We start from the raw sequence: 22,702 nt of genomic DNA, 5'->3' as shown, positions 1-22,702 counted from the left end.
CGGCAGAATGAGGCCTGTATTGTCCGGGATTCACACAACTGGCTCAAGCGCACCTAAACCCCGTAGCCGAGGACGCGGACTCTCCCTATAATGCCGCCCCTATGGCTAAGCAAAAGAAACATCCGACCGGGACCATCGCGCAGAACAAAAAGGCGCGACACGATTACTTCATCGAACACAAGTTCGAGGCCGGGCTGGTCCTGTCCGGCTGGGAAGTAAAGAGCCTGCGGGCCGGCAAGGCGCACCTGACCGACAGCTACGTGCTGCTCAAGGACGGCGAAGCCTGGCTGTTCGGCAGCCATATCACCCCGCTGACCACCGCCAGCACCCACGTCATCGCCGACCCCATCCGCACCCGCAAGCTGCTGCTGAACAAGCGCGAGCTGGAGCGCCTGGAAGCGGCCGTGGCGCAAAAGGGTTACACCTGCGTGGCGATGTCGCTGTACTGGAGCAAGCACCTGATCAAGTGCGAGATCGCGCTGGGCAAGGGCAAGAAGGAGTTCGACAAGCGCGACACCGTGCGCGAGCGCGACTCCAACCGCGAGCTGCAGCGCACCATGCGCAACAAGGGCAAAGAAGAGTAAGCAGCCCTTCGCAGTGCGGCGCCTGCATCGCGGATGAATCCGCTCCTACAGGTTTCACCCCCCTGTAGGAGCGGATTCATCCGCGATAAGCCACAACGCTCAACGCCCGCTGCGCCGCTCCGCCCGCGCTACCCGCTGCGCCTGCTGCTGCGCTTCTTCCAGCACCTCTTGCACATACAAAATGTGCCGGCTGGAAACCTCCCGCGCATCCTCCGCGCGCCCTTCGACAATTGCCTGATACAACTCGCGATGCTGGCTGATCAGCATGTCGCGTGTCTCCGTGCGCTGTTGGTACATGCCGCCGATATTGGTCACCACGTTGCGCTTGAGCAGGTCGAACAAACCACGGATGGTGTGCAGCAGCACAGCATTGTGACTGGCCTCGGCAATGGCCAGGTGGAAACGCGCATCGGCCGCGCCCTCCTCTGCCCGGTCCACCTCGCCGACACGGTTGTAGCAGTCCTGCAGCGCGTCGAATGCGATTTTCAACCGCTCGCGATCAGGCTCGGTGGCGCGCTGGGCCGCATAGTAGGCACATGACGCCTCCAACGTGTGGCGAAACTCCAGCAAGTCGCGCTGGGCCTCTGGGTTGCGCTCCAGCAGCTGCAGCAGCGGGTCGCTGAAGGTGGAACCCAAGGCTTCGGCCACGTAGTTGCCGCCACCCTGGCGACTGACCAGCAACCCTTTGGCCACCAGCTTCTGGATCGCCTCGCGCAGCGAGGGGCGGGACACGCCGAACTGCTCGGCAAGGACGCGCTCGGCGGGCAGGCGCTGCCCCGAAGTCAACGTGCCTTCGAGAATCATCCCTTCCAACCGATCGACGATGTCGTCGGACAGGCGCCGCTGGCGGACCTGATCAAAAACCATTGCTTGCTCTCCACATGCCCCGGCACCGATTTCGGGGGCGCTTATTCTGCGCTTATCCGCAGCGGGGCGACAGAGGCGCAACCCCGCACAAGCCGTCGATACACAGGCGATTGGGAGCCACGGCAGCCGCGAAAAACCCGAATGCGCCACCCCTGCCATCCAACCCCTTCAAACGGCCGCTCATCGGAGCCCGACCAAAGTTTTGCTTGGGACAAATTGACACACCCCTGATCAGGCTTTTAACCTAGCGCCCAGCCATTGTAAATTGGTATTACCAATTATCCAATGCCAGTGCCTTGACCAACAACAATTAGGGGCCACCCCATATGCAAACCTGGCAACAACTCTATACCCCGCTTGGTAGCCTTGGCCTGTCCGCGCTGGCGGCGGTCATCCCCATCGTGTTCTTCTTCCTCGCCCTCGCCGTGTTCCGCCTCAAGGGCCACGTCGCCGGCAGCATCACCCTCGCGCTGTCGATCCTGGTGGCGATCTTCGCCTTCCAGATGCCTGTCGACATGGCCTTTGCCGCCGCGGGTTATGGCTTCCTCTACGGCCTGTGGCCGATTGCCTGGATCATCGTCGCCGCGGTGTTCCTCTACAAACTCACGGTCAAGAGCGGCCAGTTCGAAGTCATCCGCAGCTCGGTGCTGTCGATCACCGACGACCAGCGCCTGCAAGTGCTGCTGATCGGCTTCTGCTTCGGCGCCTTCCTCGAAGGCGCGGCCGGCTTTGGCGCCCCCGTGGCCATCACCGCCGCGCTGCTGGTGGGCTTGGGCTTCAACCCGCTGTACGCCGCCGGCCTGTGCCTGATCGCCAACACCGCACCGGTGGCCTTCGGCGCCCTCGGCATCCCGATCATCGTCGCCGGGCAGGTGACTGGCATCGACGCCTTCCACATCGGCGCCATGACCGGCCGCCAACTGCCGCTGCTGTCGCTGTTCGTGCCGTTCTGGCTGGTGTTCATGATGGACGGCCTGCGCGGTGTGAAAGAAACCTGGCCCGCCGCCTTGGTCGCCGGCGCCAGCTTCGCCGTCACCCAGTACTTCACCTCGAACTTCATCGGCCCGGAGCTGCCAGACATCACCTCGGCCCTGGCCAGCCTGATCGCCCTGACCCTGTTCCTGAAAGTCTGGCAGCCCAAGCGCTCGTTCGCCGCAGCCAAGGGCAGCGTTGGCGCCGCCGTCGTGCAGTCGGGTGGCAGCCAGCCTTCGCCATACAGCTTCGGCGAGATCTTCAAGGCCTGGTCGCCGTTCCTGATCCTGACCGTGCTGGTCACCATCTGGACCCTGAAGCCGTTCAAGGCGGCCTTCGCCCCGGGCGGCGCGATGTACAACTTCGTGTTCAACTTCGCCATCCCGCACCTCGACCAGCTGGTGGTCAAGACCGCGCCAATCGTCACCGCGCCGACCGCCATGCCGGCGGTGTTCAAGCTCGACCCGATCTCCGCCACCGGCACCGCGATCTTCCTCTCCGCGCTGGTGTCGATGTGGGTGCTGAAGATCAACGTCAAAACTGGTCTTACCACTTTCAAAGAGACCTTCTGGGAACTGCGCTGGCCGATCCTGTCGATTGGTATGGTGCTGGCCTTCGCCTTCGTCACCAACTACTCGGGCATGTCCTCGACCATGGCCCTGGTGCTGGCCGGCACCGGCGCTGCGTTCCCGTTCTTCTCGCCGTTCCTCGGTTGGCTGGGCGTATTCCTGACCGGTTCGGACACCTCGTCCAACGCCCTGTTCAGCTCGCTGCAGGCCACCACCGCGCACCAGATCGGGGTCAACGACACCCTGCTGGTGGCGGCCAACACCAGCGGCGGCGTGACCGGCAAGATGATCTCGCCGCAGTCGATCGCCGTGGCCTGCGCCGCCACCGGCCTGGTGGGCAAGGAGTCCGACCTGTTCCGCTTCACCGTCAAGCACAGCCTGTTCTTCGCCACCATCGTCGGCCTGATCACCCTGATCCAGGCCTACTGGCTGACCGGCATGCTGGTTCATCACTAAAGTGAGAGGGGCCGGGCGCCCACCAGCGCCCGGCGTCACCTTCAACCCACGCTGCGAGAATCCATGATCATTTCCGCCTCCACCGACTATCGCGCCGCGGCCCAACGCAAGCTGCCCCCCTTCCTGTTCCACTACGCCGACGGCGGTGCCTACGCCGAGCACACCCTGCGCCACAACGTTTCCGACCTGGCCAGCATCGCCCTGCGTCAGCGCGTGCTGAAGAACATGTCGGACCTGAGCCTCGAGACCCGGCTGTTCGACGAAACCCTGAGCATGCCCGTGGCCCTGGCCCCAGTCGGCCTCACCGGCATGTATGCCCGCCGTGGCGAAGTGCAGGCGGCGCGCGCGGCGGCGGCCCATGGCATCCCGTTCACGATGTCCACCGTGTCGGTGTGCCCGATCGAGGAAGTGGCCCCGGCCATCGACCGGCCGATGTGGTTCCAGCTGTACGTACTGAAAGACCGCGGCTTCATGCGCAACGCCCTGGAGCGGGCGAAAGCGGCTGGCGTGAAGACCCTGGTGTTCACCGTCGACATGCCCGTGCCCGGCGCCCGCTACCGCGACGCCCACTCCGGCATGAGCGGCCCGAACGCGCCGCTGCGCCGCGTCTGGCAAGCCATGACCCACCCACAGTGGGCGCTGGATGTGGGCCTGCTCGGCCGCCCCCACGACCTGGGCAACATCTCCAAATACCGTGGCAACCCCACAGGCCTGGCCGACTACATCGGCTGGCTGGGCAACAACTTCGACCCGTCCATCTCCTGGAAAGACCTGGAGTGGATCCGCGAATTCTGGGACGGCCCGATGATCATCAAGGGCATCCTTGACGCCGACGACGCCCGCGACGCGGTCAAGTTCGGCGCCGACGGCATCGTCGTCTCCAACCACGGCGGCCGCCAGCTCGACGGCGTGCTGTCCAGCGCCCGCGCCCTGCCGGCGATCGCCGACGCGGTGAAGGGCGATATCAAGATCCTCGCCGACTCCGGCATCCGCAGCGGCCTGGACGTGGTGCGCATGATCGCCCTGGGCGCCGACACCGTGCTGATCGGCCGCGCCTTCCTCTATGCCCTGGCCACCCACGGCGAAGCCGGGGTGAAGAACCTGCTGGAGCTGTTCGAGAAAGAGATGCGCGTGGCCATGGTGCTGACCGGCGCCAAGTCCATCAGCGAGATCACCCGCGACTCGCTGGTTCGCGAACTGGGCGCCTGAGCCCGCCCGCCAACGCCTGATTGCCCGGGGCACGCCGCGCAGAAGACGCCGCTGCCCCGCGAGGAGACTGCATGAGCCTGCCCGCCGCGTTCCTGCGTGATGCCGAGCGCCTGATCCCCGCCGAACGCCGCTTCGACGACCCGACCTCGACCCTGGCCTTCGGTACCGACGCCAGCTTCTACCGGCTGATCCCCAAGCTGGTGGTGCGCGTGGAGTCCGAGGACGAAGTGGTCGCGCTGCTGAAACTGGCCCAGCGCGAGCACGTGCCGGTGACCTTCCGCGCCGCCGGCACCAGCCTGTCGGGCCAGGCCATCAGCGACTCGGTGCTGATCGTGCTCGGCGACAACTGGAATGGCCGCGAGATCCGCGGCCAGGGCACGCAGATCCGCCTGCAGCCCGGCGTGATCGGCGCCCAGGCCAACGCCTGGCTTGCCCCCTACGGGCGCAAGATCGGCCCGGACCCGGCCTCGATCAACGCCTGCAAGATCGGTGGCATCGTCGCCAACAACGCCAGCGGCATGTGCTGCGGCACCGCGCAGAATACCTACCACACCCTCGCCGGCCTGCGCCTGGTGCTGGCCGACGGCACCCGCCTGGACAGCGAAGACCCGGCCAGTGTCGCCGCGTTCGAGCACAGCCACGCCGGCCTGCTGGATGAACTCGCCCGCCTTGGCCGCGAAACCCGCGCCAACCTCGCCCTGGCCGAGCGTATCCGGCACAAGTACCGACTGAAGAACACGACCGGTCTGTCGCTCAACGCACTGGTGGACTACGACCAGCCGCTCGACATCCTGCAACATCTGTTGGTTGGTTCCGAAGGCACCCTCGGCTTCATCAGCGCCGTCACCTACGACACCGTGCCCGACCACCCGCACAAGGCCAGTGCGCTGCTGGTGTTCCCCAGCGTGGAGAGCTGCTGCCGGGCGGTGACCCTGCTCAAGCCGCAGCCGGTGTCTGCCGTGGAGCTGCTGGACCGCCGCAGCCTGCGCTCGGTGCAGGGCATGCCCGGCATGCCGGCCTGGGTGAAAGGCCTGTCCAACACCGCCTGTGCCCTGCTGATCGAGTCCCGCGCCGCCAGCCAGAGCCTGCTGCACGAACAGCTCGACCAGGTGATGGCATCGATCGCCGAGTTCCCACTGGAGCAGAAGGTCGCCTTCAGCGAAGACCCCACGGTGTACAACCAGCTGTGGAAGATCCGCAAGGACACCTTCCCCGCCGTCGGCGCCGTGCGCCAGACCGGCACCACGGTGATCATCGAGGACGTGACCTTCCCCATCGAGCAACTGGCCGAGGGCGTCAACCGCCTGATCCAGCTGTTCGACAAACACCGTTACGACGAGGCGATCATTTTCGGCCACGCCCTGGAAGGCAACCTGCACTTCGTCTTCACCCAGGGCTTCAACAGCGCTGAAGAAGTCGCCCGCTACCAGGCGTTCATGGACGACGTGGCGCAACTGGTGGCGGTGGAATTCGGCGGCTCGCTCAAGGCCGAGCACGGCACCGGGCGCAACATGGCGCCCTTCGTCGAGCTGGAGTGGGGCAAGGACGCCTACCAGCTGATGTGGCAGCTCAAGCACCTGCTCGACCCCAACGGCATCCTCAACCCCGACGTGGTGCTGAGCAGCGACCCGGACATCCACCTGAAAAACCTCAAGCCACTGCCGGCCGCCGACGAGATCGTCGACAAGTGCATCGAGTGCGGTTTCTGCGAGCCGGTGTGCCCATCGAAAGGCCTGACCCTAAGCCCCCGCCAACGCATCGTCATGTGGCGCGACATCCAGGCGAAAAAGCGCGCCGGCGCAGACACCCGCGAGCTGCTGCGCACCTACCAGTACCAGGGCCTCGACACCTGCGCCGCCACCGGCCTGTGCGCCCAGCGCTGCCCGGTGGGCATCAACACCGGCGAGCTGGTGAAGAAGCTGCGCGGCCAGGCGGCCGAGCATGGCAAGGCCGCCGACTGGCTGGCCGAGCATTTCCACGCCACCCTGCGCGGCGCCCGCTTCACCCTCGCCGCCGCCAATGGCGCCCGCAAGCTGCTCGGCGCCCCGCGCATGAGCCGCCTCAGCGCCCGCCTGAGCAAGGCCAGCAAAGGCCGCCTGCCACAGTGGACACCCGCCATGCCACAGCCGCTGCGCGCCATCGAATTCAGTGCCCCAAGCCAGGATGCCCGCCCGCGCGTGGTCTACCTGGCCGCCTGCGTATCGCGGGTGATGGGCCCCGCCTACGCCGACCGCGAGCAAAGTTCGCTGCTGGACAAGACCCGCGCCCTGCTGGAGAAGGCCGGCTACCAGGTGGTGTTCCCGGACAACGCCGACAGCCTGTGCTGCGGCCAGCCGTTCGCCTCCAAGGGTTACCCCGAACAAGCCGAGCACAAGCGCCAGGAGCTGATCACCGCGCTGTTGCACGCCAGCCGCGGCGGCCTCGACCCGATCTACTGCGACACCAGCCCCTGCACCCTGCGCCTGGTGCAGGACCTGGGCGAAACGCGGCTGGACCTGTACGACCCGGTGCGCTTCATCCGCACCCACCTGGTCGACAAACTGGAGTTCACTCCGCAAGAGGAGCCGGTGGCCGTGCACGTGACCTGCAGCACCCAGCATCTGGGCGAAAGCCAGGCGCTGATCGACCTGGCGCGGCGCTGCAGCAAGCAAGTGGTGATCCCCGAGGGCATCCACTGCTGCGGCTTCGCCGGCGACAAAGGCTTCACCACGCCAGAGCTCAATGCCCACTCGCTGCGCACACTCAAGGACGCGGTGCAGTATTGCAGCGAAGGCATCTCCACCAGCCGCACCTGCGAGATCGGCTTGTCGAGCCATAGCGGCATCGACTATCACGGCCTCGTGTACCTGGTGGACCGCGTGACACGGGCGCGGGCGGTCTGAAATCGCCGGGGCCACGGACGCAAAACAGCCTTGTGCTGGCGTTGCCGGCCAATTCGCCGGCAACGCCGGCTCCTACAGGTACGATGCCGATGCCAAGGCCGGCACGGCCCCTGTAGGAGCGGATTTATCCGCGAACACCGGCAAAGCCGGTGCCATCCCCCGCGGTGCCGGATTCGCGGGTAAACCCGCTTCTAAAGACTTGTGGACAGTCCCCTCGTAGGAGCCGGCCTTGCCGGCGAACCACCCTCAAGCCGTACGACATTTCCGAACCTGCAACCAAATGCTTCAAGCCAAACCAGCTTGGGATCTATCCTACGCACCTGTCGGAAGCCGCCGCGTTGCCGGGGAAATACCCCAGGGATAACGTCACTCCGTCGCCACATTTGGTGACCGGGGTGTGAGAGTCCCGAAGCTCAAGAAATTCGGCATTCCTTCTATGGCAGCCGTGTGCGGGCAGACTTCGGTCTGACCGGGTTTCTTGTGCCCCGGATTCTCACCCTGTTCACGGCTGCCACCCTTTGTCTTGTGAGAATTGCCTTGGGGTGGTGCTTCCTTGAGACAGCACAAGAGTTCCAAAAATGAAAAAGCTCGTCCCAGACCCACCCCACATCGCGTCCTACCTCACCATCTCCCCCACCCTCACCCGCGAACACGCCATGGCCGCCGCCGTCGAGGTCGCCACCGCCATTTCCGATGTACTCGATGTCTACTTCAAGACCGAGCCCGGCGCCCACCGCGACCGCCTGTTCACCGCCAGCGACTACCTCGGCCAGCTCGCCTGTGCACTGCTCGAACACAAGCCAGGAGCGCAGCCATGACCGTTACCCCAGGCAAGACCACCTGCATGGACATGTTCAGCGTGCAGCCCGACATCCCGTTCGCCGATGCCTTCAGCGAGTTGTCGGTACTGCTCGGCTGCATCCGCCACCTGACCTGTGAAGCCGAGATGGAGGGCGACCTGCTCGCCGGCAGCTCGGCGCGCATCCTCAGCGCCATGGCCAAGGCCCTGATCGACGACATGGAGTTAGCCCTGGAAAAATCCACCCACTAAACCACCACCTCTCCCCCTGTAGGAGCGGCCTTGTGCCGCGAAAGAGCCGCAAAGCGGCCCCGGCGATCGTTGCTCAACACTGAAACCCGGGGGCCGCTGCGCGCCCCTTTCGCGGCACAAGGCCGCTCCTACAGGCCAGCGTGCTTCACAACTCCGATGGAACCCCCGCCAACGCCACGCAGTCCACCCTTCAGGCCCACCCTCCAGAGGCCTAACGAGGAGACACCCATGAAAGGCACTGCGCTATCCGCCCTGTTCGCGGCCGCAACCCTGCTGGCCTCGCCCGTTTTCGCCGCCGACGACCTGTGCGCCATGAACCTGCAGAAGATCGACGACGCCATGGCCACCGCCGGCGCCACCTCCGAAGGCCTCGACAAGGCCCTCACCGAGCACGTGGACAAAGCCAAGGCCGCCCAGGCTTCCGGCGACACCAAGGAATGCATCGCCATCACCAGCAAGGTGCTGGAGCGCCTGGAGAAAACCGAGAAAGGCGGCAACGGCACCTGAAACGGCCCGCCTGTCGACGCGGCCCGCGCAAAGGCGTATACTCCGCTGCACGTGCCGAAAGGTACGGTCAGCTAGAGCTGAGTGTGGGGCCGATTAGGATTCGACGCCGGTAGCGAAACTCTAGGTGCATGCCGAGTTGGTAACAGAACTCGTAAATCCACTGTTGCAACTTTCTATAGTTGCCAATGACGAAAACTACGAGGGCTACGCTCTCGCTGCGTAAGCAGCTGAGCCCGCTCTCCTGGTAGCTTCGGCTCCAGCAATCATCAGGGGATGCCTGTAAACCCGAAATGATTGTCATACAGAACAGGATCGTCGTGCAGCACGTTGGGGGCGAAGCGACTAAAACTTACCCAACTCATCCAAAGCACCCTGCCCGTCGGGCGGCTGCGGATTAAATCAGTAGACACGGCTAAGCATGTAGTACCGACAGCGGAGTACTGGCGGACGGGGGTTCAAATCCCCCCGGCTCCACCAAATCCAAAGAAGAAGACGCCCTCGGGCGTTTTTTTTTTGTGCCTGGGATCTGGTGAGAGTGCGTTTCACGCAGGCATGTAGAAGTAAGTCAACGGTACCAACCGCTTCGTCTCCGGATCGGTGGACGGGTAATGCGCCATCAGCGTCCGAGCCAGCTCATCCAGCGTCCACATCGTCAGATGCACATTGGCTCGCTCACCTTCATACAACGCCTCTTTCGTGAATCCGCCAGTACTCACGTACAGCCCTCGATCATCCTTGTGCCTGCCGCCGAGAAAGCTACGGATCTCGTTACTTCCCATACGGGCATTCCGGTGCTTGACCTCCACAACGATGCGCGGCGGCTCAAATCCGAAACCATCGGGTGAAGCAATGATGTCTTTGCCGCGATCAGCACCGGCCGGAGACACCAGTGTCTTGTAGCCCATTGCACGTAAGATTCCGGCCACCAGCTCCTGCATCTCAGCCCAATCCAGGCTGTTGATTTGGTCTTTGATCCGCTCAAACGCAATTTCCTGAACCCCCTTCAACGGGTCTTCCAGAACATCGGAGTCTTCAACCGAGTCTTTCGGTGGTGTGGATACGCTTTTACCAGTAGCGAGGGCAAGCAGCTCTTTCTGAGCATCCTCAGACACTTTAAATACGGTTAACGTAGACCCCAGGCTGTTTCTGCTAGCGCCTGTTAGCTTGTCGCGATCGACCTCCTGCGTGTACCACTCAACAGGGCGGGTCAAAGACATACCATCATCTGCCAGATCGGGGCGGAGCAGGCACGCTCCGCTGAAGCGACCTACCAGGTAGGTCCGGTTTGCAGGGGAATAGGTAACGACCGTATCGCCAATGTTAATTTCGTTAACGAAACGGAAGACCTGCGACGCCCCCGCTACGGCACTCGCGTCCTTTATTCCTGGTTGAAGGTCTTTATAGGCTTGGATCAACGCCTTCCTGGAAACGCCGGGCTTGGCCTCAAGCGCTAGCTGAGCCCACCCGATGGCAGCAAGACTGCGATCCCTGAAATCGTCATAGAGACGGCCACCATCACCTCGAATCATCCACATCGCGGGCATGTTGATACTCATTGCTTTCACAGAATCGAGGCGAGACTGTAGCAATGCTGAACGCTGGTGTGAATGGAAAGCACGGCAGACAGAACTGAAGGCTACGAAGAGCATGCCTGCGTTCTCAAGAGCCCGACAGGAATACAGAACTACTGGCTCACCAGCGGTATCCGACCTCATAGCCTCTGGGCTGATCAAGTACGCGTCTATACGCCTGCGGCGACAAATATTAGTGAACGCCAGACCGTTATATCGGTGCCGTGGCTTTCTGGTTGCGTAGTCGGTTTTACACGCCCTGTCTTTTCTATCAACCCCTCCCTGTGAGCCCGACGCATCACACCACCTAGCCCGAGTGTGCTGGCCATGCTACTGACCACCAAATACGTAGACGGCTTGCCGCTTCACCGCTTCGAAAAAGTGCTGGGGCGTCACGGTATCGATATCCCGCGCCAAACCCTGGCACGCTGGGTGACTCAATGCAGCGAGCACTTTCAGCCGCTGCTGAATCTGATGCGCGAAAGCCTGTTGAACAGTCGGATCATCCACTGTGATGAAACACGTGTGCAGGTGTTGAAAGAGCCTAGTCGTGAGCCCAGCAGCCAATCCTGGATGTGGGTGCAAACCGGCGGTCCACCTGATCGCCCGGTGATCCTTTTCGACTACGCCACCAGCCGAGCGCAGGAGGTGCCGGTGCGCCTGCTGGACGGCTATCGCGGCTATGTCATGACCGACGACTACGCCGGTTACAACGCGCTGGCCGCACAGGACGGGCTGGAGCGATTGGGCTGGCCGTTTAGGTGCGGCTTTTAGCGGGACGAAAGCTGGTAGTGAAGCCGCTGCGGGCTGATCTCGATAGAGCGGCAGCCATTTGCGGATGACGTTGGCATTGATGCCGTGGTTGATGGCGACACTGGACACGGTTGCGCCAGGTTGCAGGCATTCCTGAACGACCTGGGCTTTGAACGGTTTCGGATAAGAGCTTCGTTGGCGCATGGAAATCCTGGCGATAAGGGTGATCGCGTCCGCTTAAAAATACGCGGACACCATCGCCCTTAATGCTGGAGTTCGGAAGGTGAGTTCGCCGGACGCTTACCAAGAAGGTACCAATCACAGAGCTGGATAAGTGGTTACCGGACATCCGCGAATCGAATGCCGACCAGCTAGGCGGCACCTGGGAAGCCATCCTGTGCTTCGACAGCAAGGATCAGCCGCTGGGCTATCTTAGGCAATAACTCCCTTTCAACCTCACGAGGCAGAAGTAAGACTAGGTTTTTTTGATAAGGAGAGGGGAGCCATAAGCCCCTCTCCGCACAAGCATTTATTTTCTAGATTGGACATGATTACAGATTTCGCGGGCTTCCCCCGAGGCAGACCAACCTCGCATACAAATTCAGTGATACACCCTCGATTCGTCTCCGATAGCGGAGGTGTAAATGTGGGAAAAAACCGCGCTCGCCTTGAGATCAATCTCGTCTGCGTCATAGACAGATAAGGGGAGATTGCCCCACAAGTGCTTGATGATCTCGGCCTTGACCTGGGCCTGAGCAGCGGCTTTCTCACGCCAGCGATCGATCTGCAGCTTGCCGCCAGTCAGTTTGCCCAGCAGCTCCTGGGCGGCCTTTTTGATAGCATCGCGATCCTCCTTGCTGAGCGAATCTTTCTGCAACAAATCGAATACAGCCAGCTGATCCTCGCTTTCCAGCCCTTCGCGTAGGTATCGCTTTTCCTCTTCCGAGCAGGTGTCGTTGAAAGAAAAAAGGTCATCCATCACCTTCTGAATTTCCGCAACATCTTTGTCCTTGTTGTACGCCTGCACGATCTCCTGATAACGCTCATAGAGGTCCACCCGAGTTGGGTTCCGTGCCAACATTGCAGCCAAACGTTCCTCAATTTTCTCCATCAGGTTCATCGCTACAATGTTCTTGAATGGCGTTTTTTCGAACTCAGCCCTTAGACGGGAAAAGTCGACATTCGATAGGTCATAGCGGGCTCGTGTTTCTTTGGCCGTCAGTGCCTCTGTAGCAACCGCCACATCCACCACCTCATACAAGTCCTGCAACAAGGCGCTCACGTCTGGTGAGACACGCGCATCCTGCATTTTGTTGTAGATTGCTGTAAGTGCGCTCTCCTCAGCATCAAAGCCGAACAAGCCCGGATGCGGGAACAGAGCTCGTTGGCGGGCCTGGGCATCCTCGACGATCACCTGGTAGGTTTTCCGACACTCGTCACCTTCGCAAAGCAGGTTCACCGCCACTAGAATTTGCTGTTGCTTATCGAAACCATGCGCCCCAATCAGTGCATCAAGATCAAACCCCAACCCGGCCAGGAAATCACGCGCAGCTCTTAGGCTATTTGCGTACTCGGCCAACGCAGCGGTATCGTCACGTACGGTATCCTGCTCACCTTCACCTTTGCCGGTACCAGCACGGTCGCCCTGAGCAAAGGTCGCCAACGCACGTCGCAGGCTTTTAATCATGCCGTTGTAATCGATGATCAGACCGTGCTTCTTCCCGCCACCCACTCGGTTTACCCGGGCGATGGCCTGCATCAGTGTATGGCCCTGCATCGGCTTATCCAGATACAGAGTGGCCAGGCACTTCACGTCAAAACCGGTTAGCCACATGGCGCACACGATGGCAATCCGGAAGGGGTTATCTGCTTTCTTGAACTCCTTCTCTAGATCACGCTTGACCATCTTCTCGCGGTGCGTAGTGATATCCAGCGGCTCGTCGCGGAAGTTTTTCCACTTGGCGAACTCGGCAACCTCGCCCTGCTCCTGGGAGACCACCACACAGCACTCCGTGGCCTTCATCCACTCCACTTGTTCGCGACGCTGTTTCAGCAGCGTGGTGGTGGCCTTGCCCTTGGCAGCAAACAAGACCTCTTCAGTGCTGACTTTGGCATCGAGTTGAGCTGTTTTCTCTTGCCACTTGGCCACGATCAGATCATGCATCTTCACGCAGGTGATTTTGTCGAGGCAAACCATCATCGCCTTGCCCCCACCGTTTTCCACAACGCGCCAGCGCTGATGGAAGTGATCGACTAAATCCTGGGCCACCTTATCCAGCCGGGTCGGAGCGGTCAGAATCGGATAGTCTCGCGACAACTCACGGTACAGTTTTTCTTCTTTCTCATCGGTCCATGGGTCATCAAGCGTCGCCGACTGCTTAGCAATCTCAATGTGCTCGGCGATACGATCACTCACCGAAGGATCAATGATCTTCAGCTTCTCACCTGCATTTTCATAGAACAGCGGCAGAGTCGCGCCATCAGCTACGGCACGCTGGAAGTCGTAAATCGATACGTACTCACCAAACACCTCGCGGGTCAGTTGCGTCTCACCCGACTCAATCAGGGGAGTGCCGGTAAAGCCGAGAAACTTCGCGCGCGGGAGCCCTTTGCGCATATTCAAAGCCAAGCGCCCGTACTGGCTACGGTGAGCCTCGTCACTGATAACGATAATATCATCACGCCCCGAATAGGGCTCGATCACCCGCTCACGGTATTTCTGGATCAGACTGAAGACATAGCGTCGGTTCTGATCACGCAGCATTTTGCGCAGCGCTTCGCCATTTTTGGCCTGATCGCTTTTGCTATTGGCACGCCCACAATTGGTGTAGGTCGACGCAATCTGATCGTCCAGCTCAGTGCGGTCAGTAATCACCACGAAGGTGTAGCTGCTGGAAACCTTGCGATGGATCTTCTCTGTCAGAAACACCATTGAGTACGACTTGCCCGAGCCCTGGGTGTGCCAGAAGACGCCGAGCTGTCCAGCCATCACCTCAGCACGAATCTGCTCATCCTCAGAGGTCAGACGGTCAATCACGCGGTTCACGCCAAGGTACTGGTGGTTACGTGCCACGATCTTGTGCGTGATCCCCTCACTGGTATCGAACAGAACAAAGTTTTCGACGATATCCAGCAACCGCTGCTTATGCAGCATCCCAGCCAGCAGAATGGGGAGCAGAGGTTGATCTTTGTTTGGTTCCGGATCGTCTTCATCCAGGCGCTTCCAGCGATAGAAGTGCTCTTTGGTCGAGGTGATCGAACCATATTGGGCGTCATGACCATTCGAGATGATGACCAGCGCATTCCAATGGAACAGGTGTGGAATCGTATCCAGGTAGTCGGCGTAATTCTTCTTATAGGCGCTGTCGATATGCGCCTCGAAGCGCTTGAGTTCGATAAACACCAGAGGCAGGCCATTCACAAAACCGATGATATCCGGCCGACGCAGCCACAGCTTGCCGCGCACCCACAGCTCTCGCACAGCCAGATAACTGTTGTTGGTTGACTCCTTGAAGTCGACCAGGCGCAGACGCTTATCTACCACGCGCCCAGTAGCATCGCGGTAACTCACCGGAACGCCATCGCGTAGCAGCTTGTACTTTTCTTCGTTGTGGGTAATCAGCGTTTTGGTGATGTCATCCCGTACGATCTGAGTCAGCGCCTGACGATAGACCTCTTCAGGCAAGCCTGGATTCAAGCGTTCGAGTGCAGCCCTCACCTCTCGGGTCAGAACCACTTCGCTGTCCGAGGCGCGACCAAGGAGGCTATCGGGACCAAAGCCACCTTCGTCCTGGGCGAAGACACTGATCCATTCCAGCTTCTGTTCCAAAAACTCGGCAGTCGGAGCCTGAATCAACAAATCTTCGGTGTAGTCTTTCTTGGCCATCGGTTTCCTTCCCCCATACCCCAGCTACGCACTCGGCGCACCAAGGCCAAAAATCTAATCATCATCCAACCATTACTGACTGCTGAAGCCGCAATCTCTACTGGGCACCACCCAAAACGAACTTCGCTTTTCTTTCCCCAACATTTCATAGGCTGTCATAAAACGTAGCCCCAAGCCGATGCGCACGCTCGGGATTTTAATGCGCTCGTATGCCTCAGCTTGGCGAAGTCTTCGAGTTGCTTGAGCGTTGGTTGCGCCTTCACTTAGCCATAAGGGCCATTTTCGGAAACACGCAGCCAGATCATCGTCATGCAGGCGTGCACGCCGATCTGCCCATCGCAGCATAGGCACAGAGCCGGAAACGGTGGTCATGCAGCTACCTCTTCAGGCAGCGGAATATTGCTCACGTCTAGTTGGCCGGACATAAGCCTGGGAAGAAGTGTATCTCTGGTCGAAGTCAACTGCCTAATCTGAGCATGAAGATTTAGCACCATATCCATCATTGGGTCGACGAGAGTGGCAAATGCATCAGCAATAGGCTGATTGGGAACAGCCATAAAATAGGTGTCAAGAGTACTTCGCCGAATATGCTGCATTGTAGCCCCCACAGACTGTCCGGCTAACAGCGGAATTGCAGCTTCGACCGTGAATCTAATCAGCCGCCTATGAATTGGATTTTTGGGCACCACTTTAAACAGGTGCTGATTGAGAAGCGCAGGTCCCTCGCCCCATTCATTCACAAGCAACGTGGCAGACCAAGAAAAAAGAACATCTCCGGTATCGATATGGTTTCGCGCTGGCACTGCGAGCCCGGAATTTCGCGGTGTTTTGCTGCTGACTCCCGCACGCAGCTCAGGAATCTTAACTATAGGCAAGCCAGACTCTTGCTGATGCTCAGGTTTGAAAGCAAAACCATTTATGAAGTCAGCAATCTCAGTCAGGGGTACCATTTGCCAATCCTCGGGCACCCCCTCCTTGAACGGCACACATTCATGGCCAGGGAAGCGCAGATTTACGAACCACTCGCGATGGATTTGGCGGGCGGCCTCTTCGAGCTGGGCTATACGACGCTGGTTCACCTCTATCGTTGAGTCAATAGCATCCAAAACTTCCGCGATACGCTTCTGCGTTCTTAAATCAAGACACGCCCAAATTTTCAGCGCAGAGAAATTGCTTTTACTAACATTTTCCCGTCCAGATGAAGCACCAGTGTCCGCCTGCTTGACCAGATTTAGATTATGCTTAAGCAAGTAATAGACATACAAACAGTCAAACTTACCCTGATCAGGAACCACAGCATTCACAGCTTGATTTACAAAGCTATCTGACTGTAGAAAAGTCAATTTCTGACCGATACTTCCTATTGTAACAACAGCCGTTGAACCGCTGGGAATTAGTTTCTTTCGGTATTTCGCGAACCCCTCTTCCGAGTACCCCTCTTCGTAGTCAACCGTTAACCTAGATCCAACTTTCATGTCGGTTGGCTTAATAAACGGGTATGCACCACCGTAATACTCGGGATTCTTGCGTGGCGGTGTATCCCCAGTAACTACCCGACCGAGTTCGCCGATAGAAATTTCTGCCCAACTCATCCCAACAGTTCCTCAAGGTTACGACCAACACGATCTGCCAGCTCAATCGCCTTATCGTTCAACTCGGCCAACTCGTTGCGGATCTCAAGTAGTTTCTCGGCAAAGTCCTCTTCATCCTCGGCACTGGCCGGCGCCACCCCAACATAGCGGCCTGGTGTTAATGAATAGTCGTTGCCAGCGATGCTATTTTCACCCTCTACAGGTACCGCTTTGCACAAGCCAGGCACGTTCTCGAACGCGCCACTGGGGAATCGGCTATGCAGCCAATGCCCTTGATGGGTGAAATACACCGCCTGTTTGAACGATTCCAGCACCAAATCACGCACGCTAGGCGATTCGTTCTTCTTGGCATCGGCAGCCAACAACGCACGCTTGGCTTCACGGACTGCTTTGCCATCGAAGGAATTGGAGAGCCGGGCGCGTAGGGATTTCTCGGCCGTATCCAGCAGCTTGAACCACTGCTTATGGCGAGCTTCCAGCACCTTGGACGCAGCCTTCAGTTGTGGAGCCAAGCTATCCAACTTGGCTTGCAGGGTTACCTGGCTAGCGTGTTCGCTCATATCCGCTGCTGCGATGGCGGAGCGAATCTGCGTGCATGCTTTCAGAGTCGCCGCAATACTTTCAGTGACTGCAGTGTCAACACTGGCAGTAGCAAGCTCTGCTTTGTAGGCATCTAGCATCGCCTGTGTGAGCTTAGCGTCCTCCGCTTGCTCCGCATTTAGCTCAGCCAAGTTTGAGCCTTCAGCAAAGGCGCAAAGCTTGGTGGCCAAGCTATTCACTGCAGCAGTGTCAGCGGCTACGCGCTCGGGCAGCACCGCCAGCCATTCGTCTACCTGACGCTGGTAACGGCCCACCAGCGCTACAAACTTCTCCTGCTCGCCACGGTACAACCAAACGATGGCATTGAGGTTGGCCAGTTGCTCTTCAGTAAACACATGCGAGCGCGCGGATACAACGTGGTAGACGTTGCGAGCGTCGATCATCAGTACCTGGTCTTTCAGATGCTGGGGCTTGCCCTTGTCGAAGAACCACAACGTACACGGCAGACTGCGGGTGTAGAAGAACTTGTTACCGATGGCCATCATCACGTCGACATGACCGGTTCTAATCAGCTTCTCGCGAATATCGCGATCCTTGTTGCCGGCATCAGAGGCACTGGAGGCCATGACAAAGCCGGCGCGCCCCATTTTATTCAGGTAGGCGTAGAAGTACTGAATCCAAAGGCTGTTGGCATTACTAATGGCACCTGTTTTCGCATTGGTGCCAGGCAGGCCAAACGGTAGACGACCGGCGGGGTCCTCCTGGGGAGCAACCTTTTTGGTATCCACGCCGTCCACGTTGAACGGTGGATTTGCCATGACGAAATCGCACTGTCCAATCAGGTGCTCGGCCTGATCGTAAAAGGTGTTGCCCTGGCGAATGTTGGATGCATCGAGACCATGCACAACCAAGTTCATGCGTGCCAGCTTGGTGTTGGTGTCGCTCTTTTCCTGGCCGTGAAAAGTTACGGCATCGTTGACCACTGCATGACGCTCGTCTTCGATGAAGTGGCCGGTTTGCACAAACATACCGGCCGACCCGCATGCCGGATCCACCACCAAGCCATGATCGGGCTCGATCACGTTCACGATCATCCGCACCAAGGACGGCGGCGTGAAGAACTCGCCTCCCTCCTGGGCGCCGCTCATGGCGAATTTGTTGAGGAAATATTCGTAGATGCGCCCAAACACATCGCCCGTCGCAGCCTTGATCGCCGGTCGGTCGAAGATCTTGACCAGGTCTGCCAACAAGTCAGGCTCGAAGGCCGTGTATCCCCTCGGAAGTGCGCTTTTGAGCACGTCATATTCGGCTTCGATCACATCCATCGCAATGTCGATGGCCTCGCCTACGTTAGCGCCCTGGGGCAAGCTCACGATGCGATCGAAACGTGCCTTTTCTGGCAGATAGATAGCCGCTTTACCCTGGAAGCCAAGCCGAATCAGCTTCTCGCGCTGGGTATCCGGCATTTTGGGATGGATCTCGGCCTCGATCTCTGGGAGGTAAGCCTTGAAGCGATTGTCCGCGTGGCGCAGGAAAATCAGCCCAAGCACCGGCATTGCGTACTCGGAAGCAGTCAGTTTGGAGTTGGCACGCAGTTGATCGGCTGCTTCCCACAGTTCATTTTCAAGTTGCTGGACGTTCATCAATCATTCCTTGGGGGCTGCGGAAGGGGCGGACAGCGAAGCCGACTCATCGGCTCCTCCAGCACAGACCCAGCCATCTACTTCCGACAACTTAAACTTCCACAGCCTGCCAATGCGATGTGCAGGCATGCCACGCCGCTCACGCCATCGATAGACCGTATCCTTAGCCACCCCCAAGTGAAGGGCAACCTCAGCAGTAACCCAGGGTTCAGTATTGATGGTGGTTGCGCTCAAGCTGCCATAGTCGTTCAAATCGACTCGATTCTATCAGCGGCAGGCAGAACATGCAGCCTGCCTGCCCTTACAAATCGCGCCAGCTAGCTAATCCTACTTGCATCGAACCTACGATGATGATCCCCATAGTATTTCGTAGCCGCGTTGCACAGGTAGCTGGCACGACGGAACAGTCCCGGAAGCACATCCACCATGTCCTCACGGACATGCCGGTATATCCGATACGTGCCATTGCCAGGGGTGAGAATGGAAATTGAGGAAGGCGTTTAACTAGTTGACGCATGAAGCAGCAAACAGGGTTGCTGCTTCAGCAAGAGAGCGGTGGAGCAGCCTCAAAGATTCGTAATTTAGCATCCTCGAGTTAAAATCCGACCACTGGTACTCCAAATGGTATTCCACGGTAAAGCCCAACCGAATTTATCTATTATTTTTCAATAATATATAAATTCGTTTCAGATTACCCCGGCCCACCAAACATCCTTTACAAATCAGGCACTTAGCGAAAAGCTCAAGTGCCTTTTTTGTGCCCAAATGGATCATTTTGCCTGGGTAATACCTGTAAACACCGACCATTTAGCCAGTCTACTTATCGTCGTCGAGCGCCTGCTCTGGCACAACCCGCGGCATGACTTCTTTGTCATACCTCGACCAGATCGCCCCAAAACAGCCTCTTGCGGCGCAAGCATTGTAGTTACAGTCTTAGGTCGAGGCGATGATCAAGAAGATTCAGAACGATGGAACCATCTTCGAGCAGCTCACCGATGAAATCGCCCGTCTCAAACGGCGCAAGGCCGTTTGTTGGATGACCTGCTCAATACGGATCTCGAGAGTACCGAGGCGGAGCTGAAGCAACTCCTCCCGGCTTCGCCGAAGACCGAACTACAGCAATCGTCCGAGCGTGCGCCATTATGGCTGCAGTTTTACCACGCTCCCCCAAACACCCGGTGTGCCTGTGGCTACCAGCTTCAACGTACAGGCGAAGACGTCAGCATCACTCAACCCAAAGCCGGCTGTTATCAATTGGTGCGCAATGGCTTGGCAAGACCAGTGCGCACCGCTCGAGTCGCACACTGCCTAGAATCCCTGCGGGCAAAAGCGCAGGGTGTCAAGGCGACGTCAGGATGACCACATAACTACCTTTTGACAGCTGTTTACCGCTGGCATCGACCAGCCTGTAACTGTGACTGGTCCGGCCAAGGGTGCCATTGCTGATGATCTGCACAGTCTCTCCTTGGCTTTCCACACTCTGGACATCGATGTGGCTGCCTAGGGTCCCTGATGGACATTCGTCCAGCCGCACCCCCCAATCCCCCGCACCTCCACGGCAGGAAGGCTCAACGATGCTGCCGGTGAACTGCAGCACCCCCGAACTGATATCGCTGGTTGCATGCACCTGCGCAACCGACCCCAGGCAGCTCATTGCACACACCGTAAAAGTCTTGATGTCCATTGCTTCACTCCCCAGTGAACCCACTACCTTCACCCTATCCGATAAAAGGTGACAAGCACCGCCCAAGGTGTGAGCCCGCTCACAAACCGGACAGCGAAAAACGGATGCACATCGAGACCTTTTAAGAAACGTCTCAAAGCCAGCAGGACTATCAGCTTCTAGCATGGCTCCCGACTACCCCAGTCAGCCTCACCGGAGCCGTTACTTGTCAACGCCGCAGCGCTTACCCTTGTTTCCGCTCAAGGCCGCCCCCCTACTCGCCTTGTTATGCCTGGCGAGTAGTGCCTGGGCGCAGCTCAAGGTCGAAGGCACCCGCTTGATCTACCTTGGACAGGACAGGGAAGCCAGCATCAACGTTATCAATCGCAGTGGCGAAGAGACCGTCATGCAGAGCTGGGTCAGCCACCCGCAAGACGGTGACGATATTCCATTCGCCGTTGTCCAGCCTCTGACCTTGTTACCCCCGCAAGGCCACCAAATGCTGCGCGTGCTCTATGCCGGTCAGGGCCTGCCCACCGATCGGGAGTCGATGTTCTGGCTGAACATCCTCGAAATCCCGCGCAAGTCCGAACACGCTGACAGCATGCAGTTCGCAATTCGACAACGACTCAAGCTGTTCTATCGCCCTGCAGGGCTGCAGGGCTCGACCAGCGATGCAGTGCGAGATTTGCAATGGCATCGGCATTCACAGCGTATCGAAATTCGTAACCGAAGTGCCTTTCACCTCTCACTGGTGGATCTTGCGCTCGAAGGCCCAGGCCTTCATCAGCCCCTAACAGACTACGTGCTGCTCCAACCGGGCGCATCAATAACCCTCGACACGCGCTCACCCGTGCCTGCCGGCAGTCGTGTCGCATTCACCGAAATCGCCGACAGCGGCCTGTTGCAGAGCCACAGCGCGTCGCTGCCGTAATGACACCGCCACAGGATGCTCCCCCATGCCACCGACCAGGAAACACCTGCTGGGCCTACTGCTCATTGCCGCTGCATGCCCCACCACCAGCTACGCGCTGTCGTGCAAGCTCGACCCCTCCAAGACAGCCATTTTTAAGGAGGCATTGGGCACCACGCTGGCCGTACCAGCCGACGCGCCCGATGGCACAATCATCTGGGAGTCGGCCGAGCGCGCGTTGCCGGTGATCTGTGCGGATGATTACGAGACGGGTCTGAATGAAACCATCTATTTCTACATCAACCCTGCCAAGGCAAGTGTCGGCCAGGGAATACGAGTGGGTATCCGCTACAAATCACAGTTGATCACCCAAGCCTCGGGGACTGTCAGCACGGGCTACAGTTCACTTTATGGGTGCGACTGGGCCAACTGCGCGGGATGGGACAAAGCAAAATTCACTCTGAACTTTAGTGTCTTCATCGAAAAGTTCGGCAATACGCCAGCCAACGGACAGGCCAGTACCGCCAGCGAGTACCGGGTTTTTCAACTGGACGGCAAGGGTGGCCTGAACCCAAAGCCTGACAGTAACCTGAACTATGTCATCACCGGCATGAACAACATCCGCTTCGTTCCCTGCTCACCTGAACTGACCATCACACCGTCCGTGGTCAACTTCCGCCGAGCCCTGACAAGTTCGGCGCAAGTTGGCCAAGTTGCCAGTTCAGCCAACTTCAGCCTCGACCTGATCAGAAACTGCGACACCCCCTATGCAGTCAACGCCCGCTTCACACCCGTCGCTGGCACGGCAAGCGTCATCGACAAAATGCTAGTACCCACCCAGAACACCTCCGTAGGTATCGCACTGACGCGTCAGGACAGCAATCAGCCGGTCCCCTTCGGGGACTGGTTCAAGCTCAGCGAGCTGACGACGCCCGGGTTGATCCGCAACGAATTCCGCGCCGACCTGGTCTGGCGTGCCCCGGCAACCCCCGGTGCGTTCGAAGCCTCGGCCCTCGTCGAGCTGCTTTTCAAGTAGTCACGGTT

At 59.1% G+C, this 22,702-nt stretch carries 16 protein-coding genes, 1 other RNA gene and 3 pseudogenes; 12 read left to right on the top strand and 8 right to left on the bottom strand.

All coding sequences use genetic code 11. The features are described from left to right. Positions 1–101: 101 nt before the first annotated feature. Complete coding sequence (gene smpB, locus IM733_RS22985) at positions 102–584, top strand: SsrA-binding protein SmpB (protein ID WP_011532120.1); 483 nt, start codon at positions 102–104, stop codon at positions 582–584. Positions 585–683: 99 nt separating this feature from the next. On the opposite strand, the gene IM733_RS22980 is transcribed toward smpB, so the two are convergent. Next, the gene (locus IM733_RS22980) at positions 684–1,451 is read right to left on the bottom strand and encodes an FCD domain-containing protein (protein ID WP_248918611.1); all 768 of its coding nucleotides are present in this window, start codon (positions 1,449–1,451) and stop codon (positions 684–686) included. 326 nt (positions 1,452–1,777) lie between these two features. Between IM733_RS22980 and IM733_RS22975 the strand changes: the two genes are divergently transcribed. The 7 genes from IM733_RS22975 (at position 1,778) to ssrA (ending at position 9,574) form a co-directional block, all read left to right on the top strand. Next, on the top strand, positions 1,778–3,448 hold the full coding sequence (locus IM733_RS22975) for a lactate permease LctP family transporter (protein ID WP_248918610.1): 1,671 nt from the start codon (positions 1,778–1,780) through the stop codon (positions 3,446–3,448). A gap of 63 nt (positions 3,449–3,511) precedes the next feature. Next, the gene (lldD, locus tag IM733_RS22970; RefSeq protein ID WP_213659513.1) at positions 3,512–4,657 is read left to right on the top strand and encodes an FMN-dependent L-lactate dehydrogenase LldD; all 1,146 of its coding nucleotides are present in this window, start codon (positions 3,512–3,514) and stop codon (positions 4,655–4,657) included. Between the two features lie 71 nt (positions 4,658–4,728). Then, on the top strand, positions 4,729–7,539 hold the full coding sequence (locus IM733_RS22965) for an FAD-binding and (Fe-S)-binding domain-containing protein (RefSeq protein ID WP_248918609.1): 2,811 nt from the start codon (positions 4,729–4,731) through the stop codon (positions 7,537–7,539). A 578-nt stretch (positions 7,540–8,117) separates the two neighbouring features. Continuing rightward, positions 8,118–8,357 (top strand): hypothetical protein, encoded by a 240-nt coding sequence (locus IM733_RS22960; RefSeq protein WP_248918608.1) that lies wholly within the window; start codon positions 8,118–8,120, stop codon positions 8,355–8,357. After that, a complete protein-coding gene (locus IM733_RS22955; RefSeq protein WP_248918607.1) occupies positions 8,354–8,590 on the top strand; it encodes a DUF3077 domain-containing protein in 237 nt (78 codons plus the stop codon). Before IM733_RS22960 ends, IM733_RS22955 begins: the two co-directional genes overlap by 4 nt. Positions 8,591–8,818: 228 nt before the next feature. Beyond that, positions 8,819–9,097 carry a hypothetical protein gene (locus tag IM733_RS22950; protein WP_248918606.1) on the top strand — a complete coding sequence of 93 codons (279 nt, stop codon included), beginning with the start codon at positions 8,819–8,821 and terminating at the stop codon, positions 9,095–9,097. 85 nt (positions 9,098–9,182) lie between these two features. Further along, positions 9,183–9,574, top strand: a transfer-messenger RNA (tmRNA) gene (gene ssrA / locus IM733_RS22945). A 65-nt stretch (positions 9,575–9,639) separates the two neighbouring features. Here the strand turns inward: ssrA and IM733_RS22940 are convergent. Continuing rightward, on the bottom strand, positions 9,640–10,641 hold the full coding sequence (locus IM733_RS22940) for a restriction endonuclease (RefSeq protein ID WP_248918605.1): 1,002 nt from the start codon (positions 10,639–10,641) through the stop codon (positions 9,640–9,642). Between the two features lie 336 nt (positions 10,642–10,977). Here IM733_RS22940 and IM733_RS22935 point away from each other — a divergent pair. Continuing rightward, positions 10,978–11,415: pseudogene (locus tag IM733_RS22935) on the top strand (IS66 family transposase); the annotation flags it as partial. 51 nt (positions 11,416–11,466) lie between these two features. Here the strand turns inward: IM733_RS22935 and IM733_RS25850 are convergent. The 5 genes and pseudogenes from IM733_RS25850 to IM733_RS22915 form a co-directional block, all read right to left on the bottom strand. Next, positions 11,467–11,625: pseudogene (locus IM733_RS25850) on the bottom strand (transposase); the annotation flags it as partial. Positions 11,626–12,022: 397 nt separating this feature from the next. Further along, entirely contained in the window at positions 12,023–15,307 is a 3,285-nt protein-coding gene (locus IM733_RS22930) for a type I restriction endonuclease subunit R (RefSeq protein WP_248918604.1), read from the bottom strand. Positions 15,308–15,675: 368 nt separating this feature from the next. After that, entirely contained in the window at positions 15,676–16,899 is a 1,224-nt protein-coding gene (locus IM733_RS22925; RefSeq protein ID WP_248918603.1) for a restriction endonuclease subunit S, read from the bottom strand. Then, positions 16,896–19,082 carry a type I restriction-modification system subunit M gene (locus tag IM733_RS22920; RefSeq protein WP_248918602.1) on the bottom strand — a complete coding sequence of 729 codons (2,187 nt, stop codon included), beginning with the start codon at positions 19,080–19,082 and terminating at the stop codon, positions 16,896–16,898. Before IM733_RS22920 ends, IM733_RS22925 begins: the two co-directional genes overlap by 4 nt. Positions 19,083–19,085: 3 nt before the next feature. Further along, entirely contained in the window at positions 19,086–19,316 is a 231-nt protein-coding gene (locus IM733_RS22915) for a helix-turn-helix domain-containing protein (RefSeq protein WP_432760440.1), read from the bottom strand. 625 nt (positions 19,317–19,941) lie between these two features. On the opposite strand from IM733_RS22915, the pseudogene IM733_RS22910 reads away from it, so the two are divergent. Further along, positions 19,942–20,306: pseudogene (locus IM733_RS22910) on the top strand (IS66 family transposase); the annotation flags it as partial. 115 nt (positions 20,307–20,421) lie between these two features. Here the strand turns inward: IM733_RS22910 and IM733_RS22905 are convergent. Then, entirely contained in the window at positions 20,422–20,766 is a 345-nt protein-coding gene (locus IM733_RS22905; RefSeq protein WP_248918601.1) for a hypothetical protein, read from the bottom strand. A gap of 205 nt (positions 20,767–20,971) precedes the next feature. Here IM733_RS22905 and IM733_RS22900 point away from each other — a divergent pair, with 205 nt between their 5' ends. Together IM733_RS22900 and IM733_RS22895 are read left to right on the top strand one after the other, a co-directional pair. Continuing rightward, on the top strand, positions 20,972–21,679 hold the full coding sequence (locus tag IM733_RS22900; RefSeq protein ID WP_248918600.1) for a fimbrial biogenesis chaperone: 708 nt from the start codon (positions 20,972–20,974) through the stop codon (positions 21,677–21,679). Positions 21,680–21,704: 25 nt separating this feature from the next. Then, positions 21,705–22,694: a fimbrial protein gene (locus IM733_RS22895; RefSeq protein WP_248918599.1), complete on the top strand. Its 990-nt coding sequence runs from the start codon at positions 21,705–21,707 to the stop codon at positions 22,692–22,694. The last annotated feature ends 8 nt before the right edge of the window (positions 22,695–22,702 follow it).

Source organism: Pseudomonas entomophila (genome assembly GCF_023277925.1).
GTDB classification, from domain to species: domain Bacteria; phylum Pseudomonadota; class Gammaproteobacteria; order Pseudomonadales; family Pseudomonadaceae; genus Aquipseudomonas; species Aquipseudomonas entomophila_D.
Note: the sequence above shows the minus strand (reverse complement) of the source record. Positions and strands in the feature narration are given on the sequence as shown.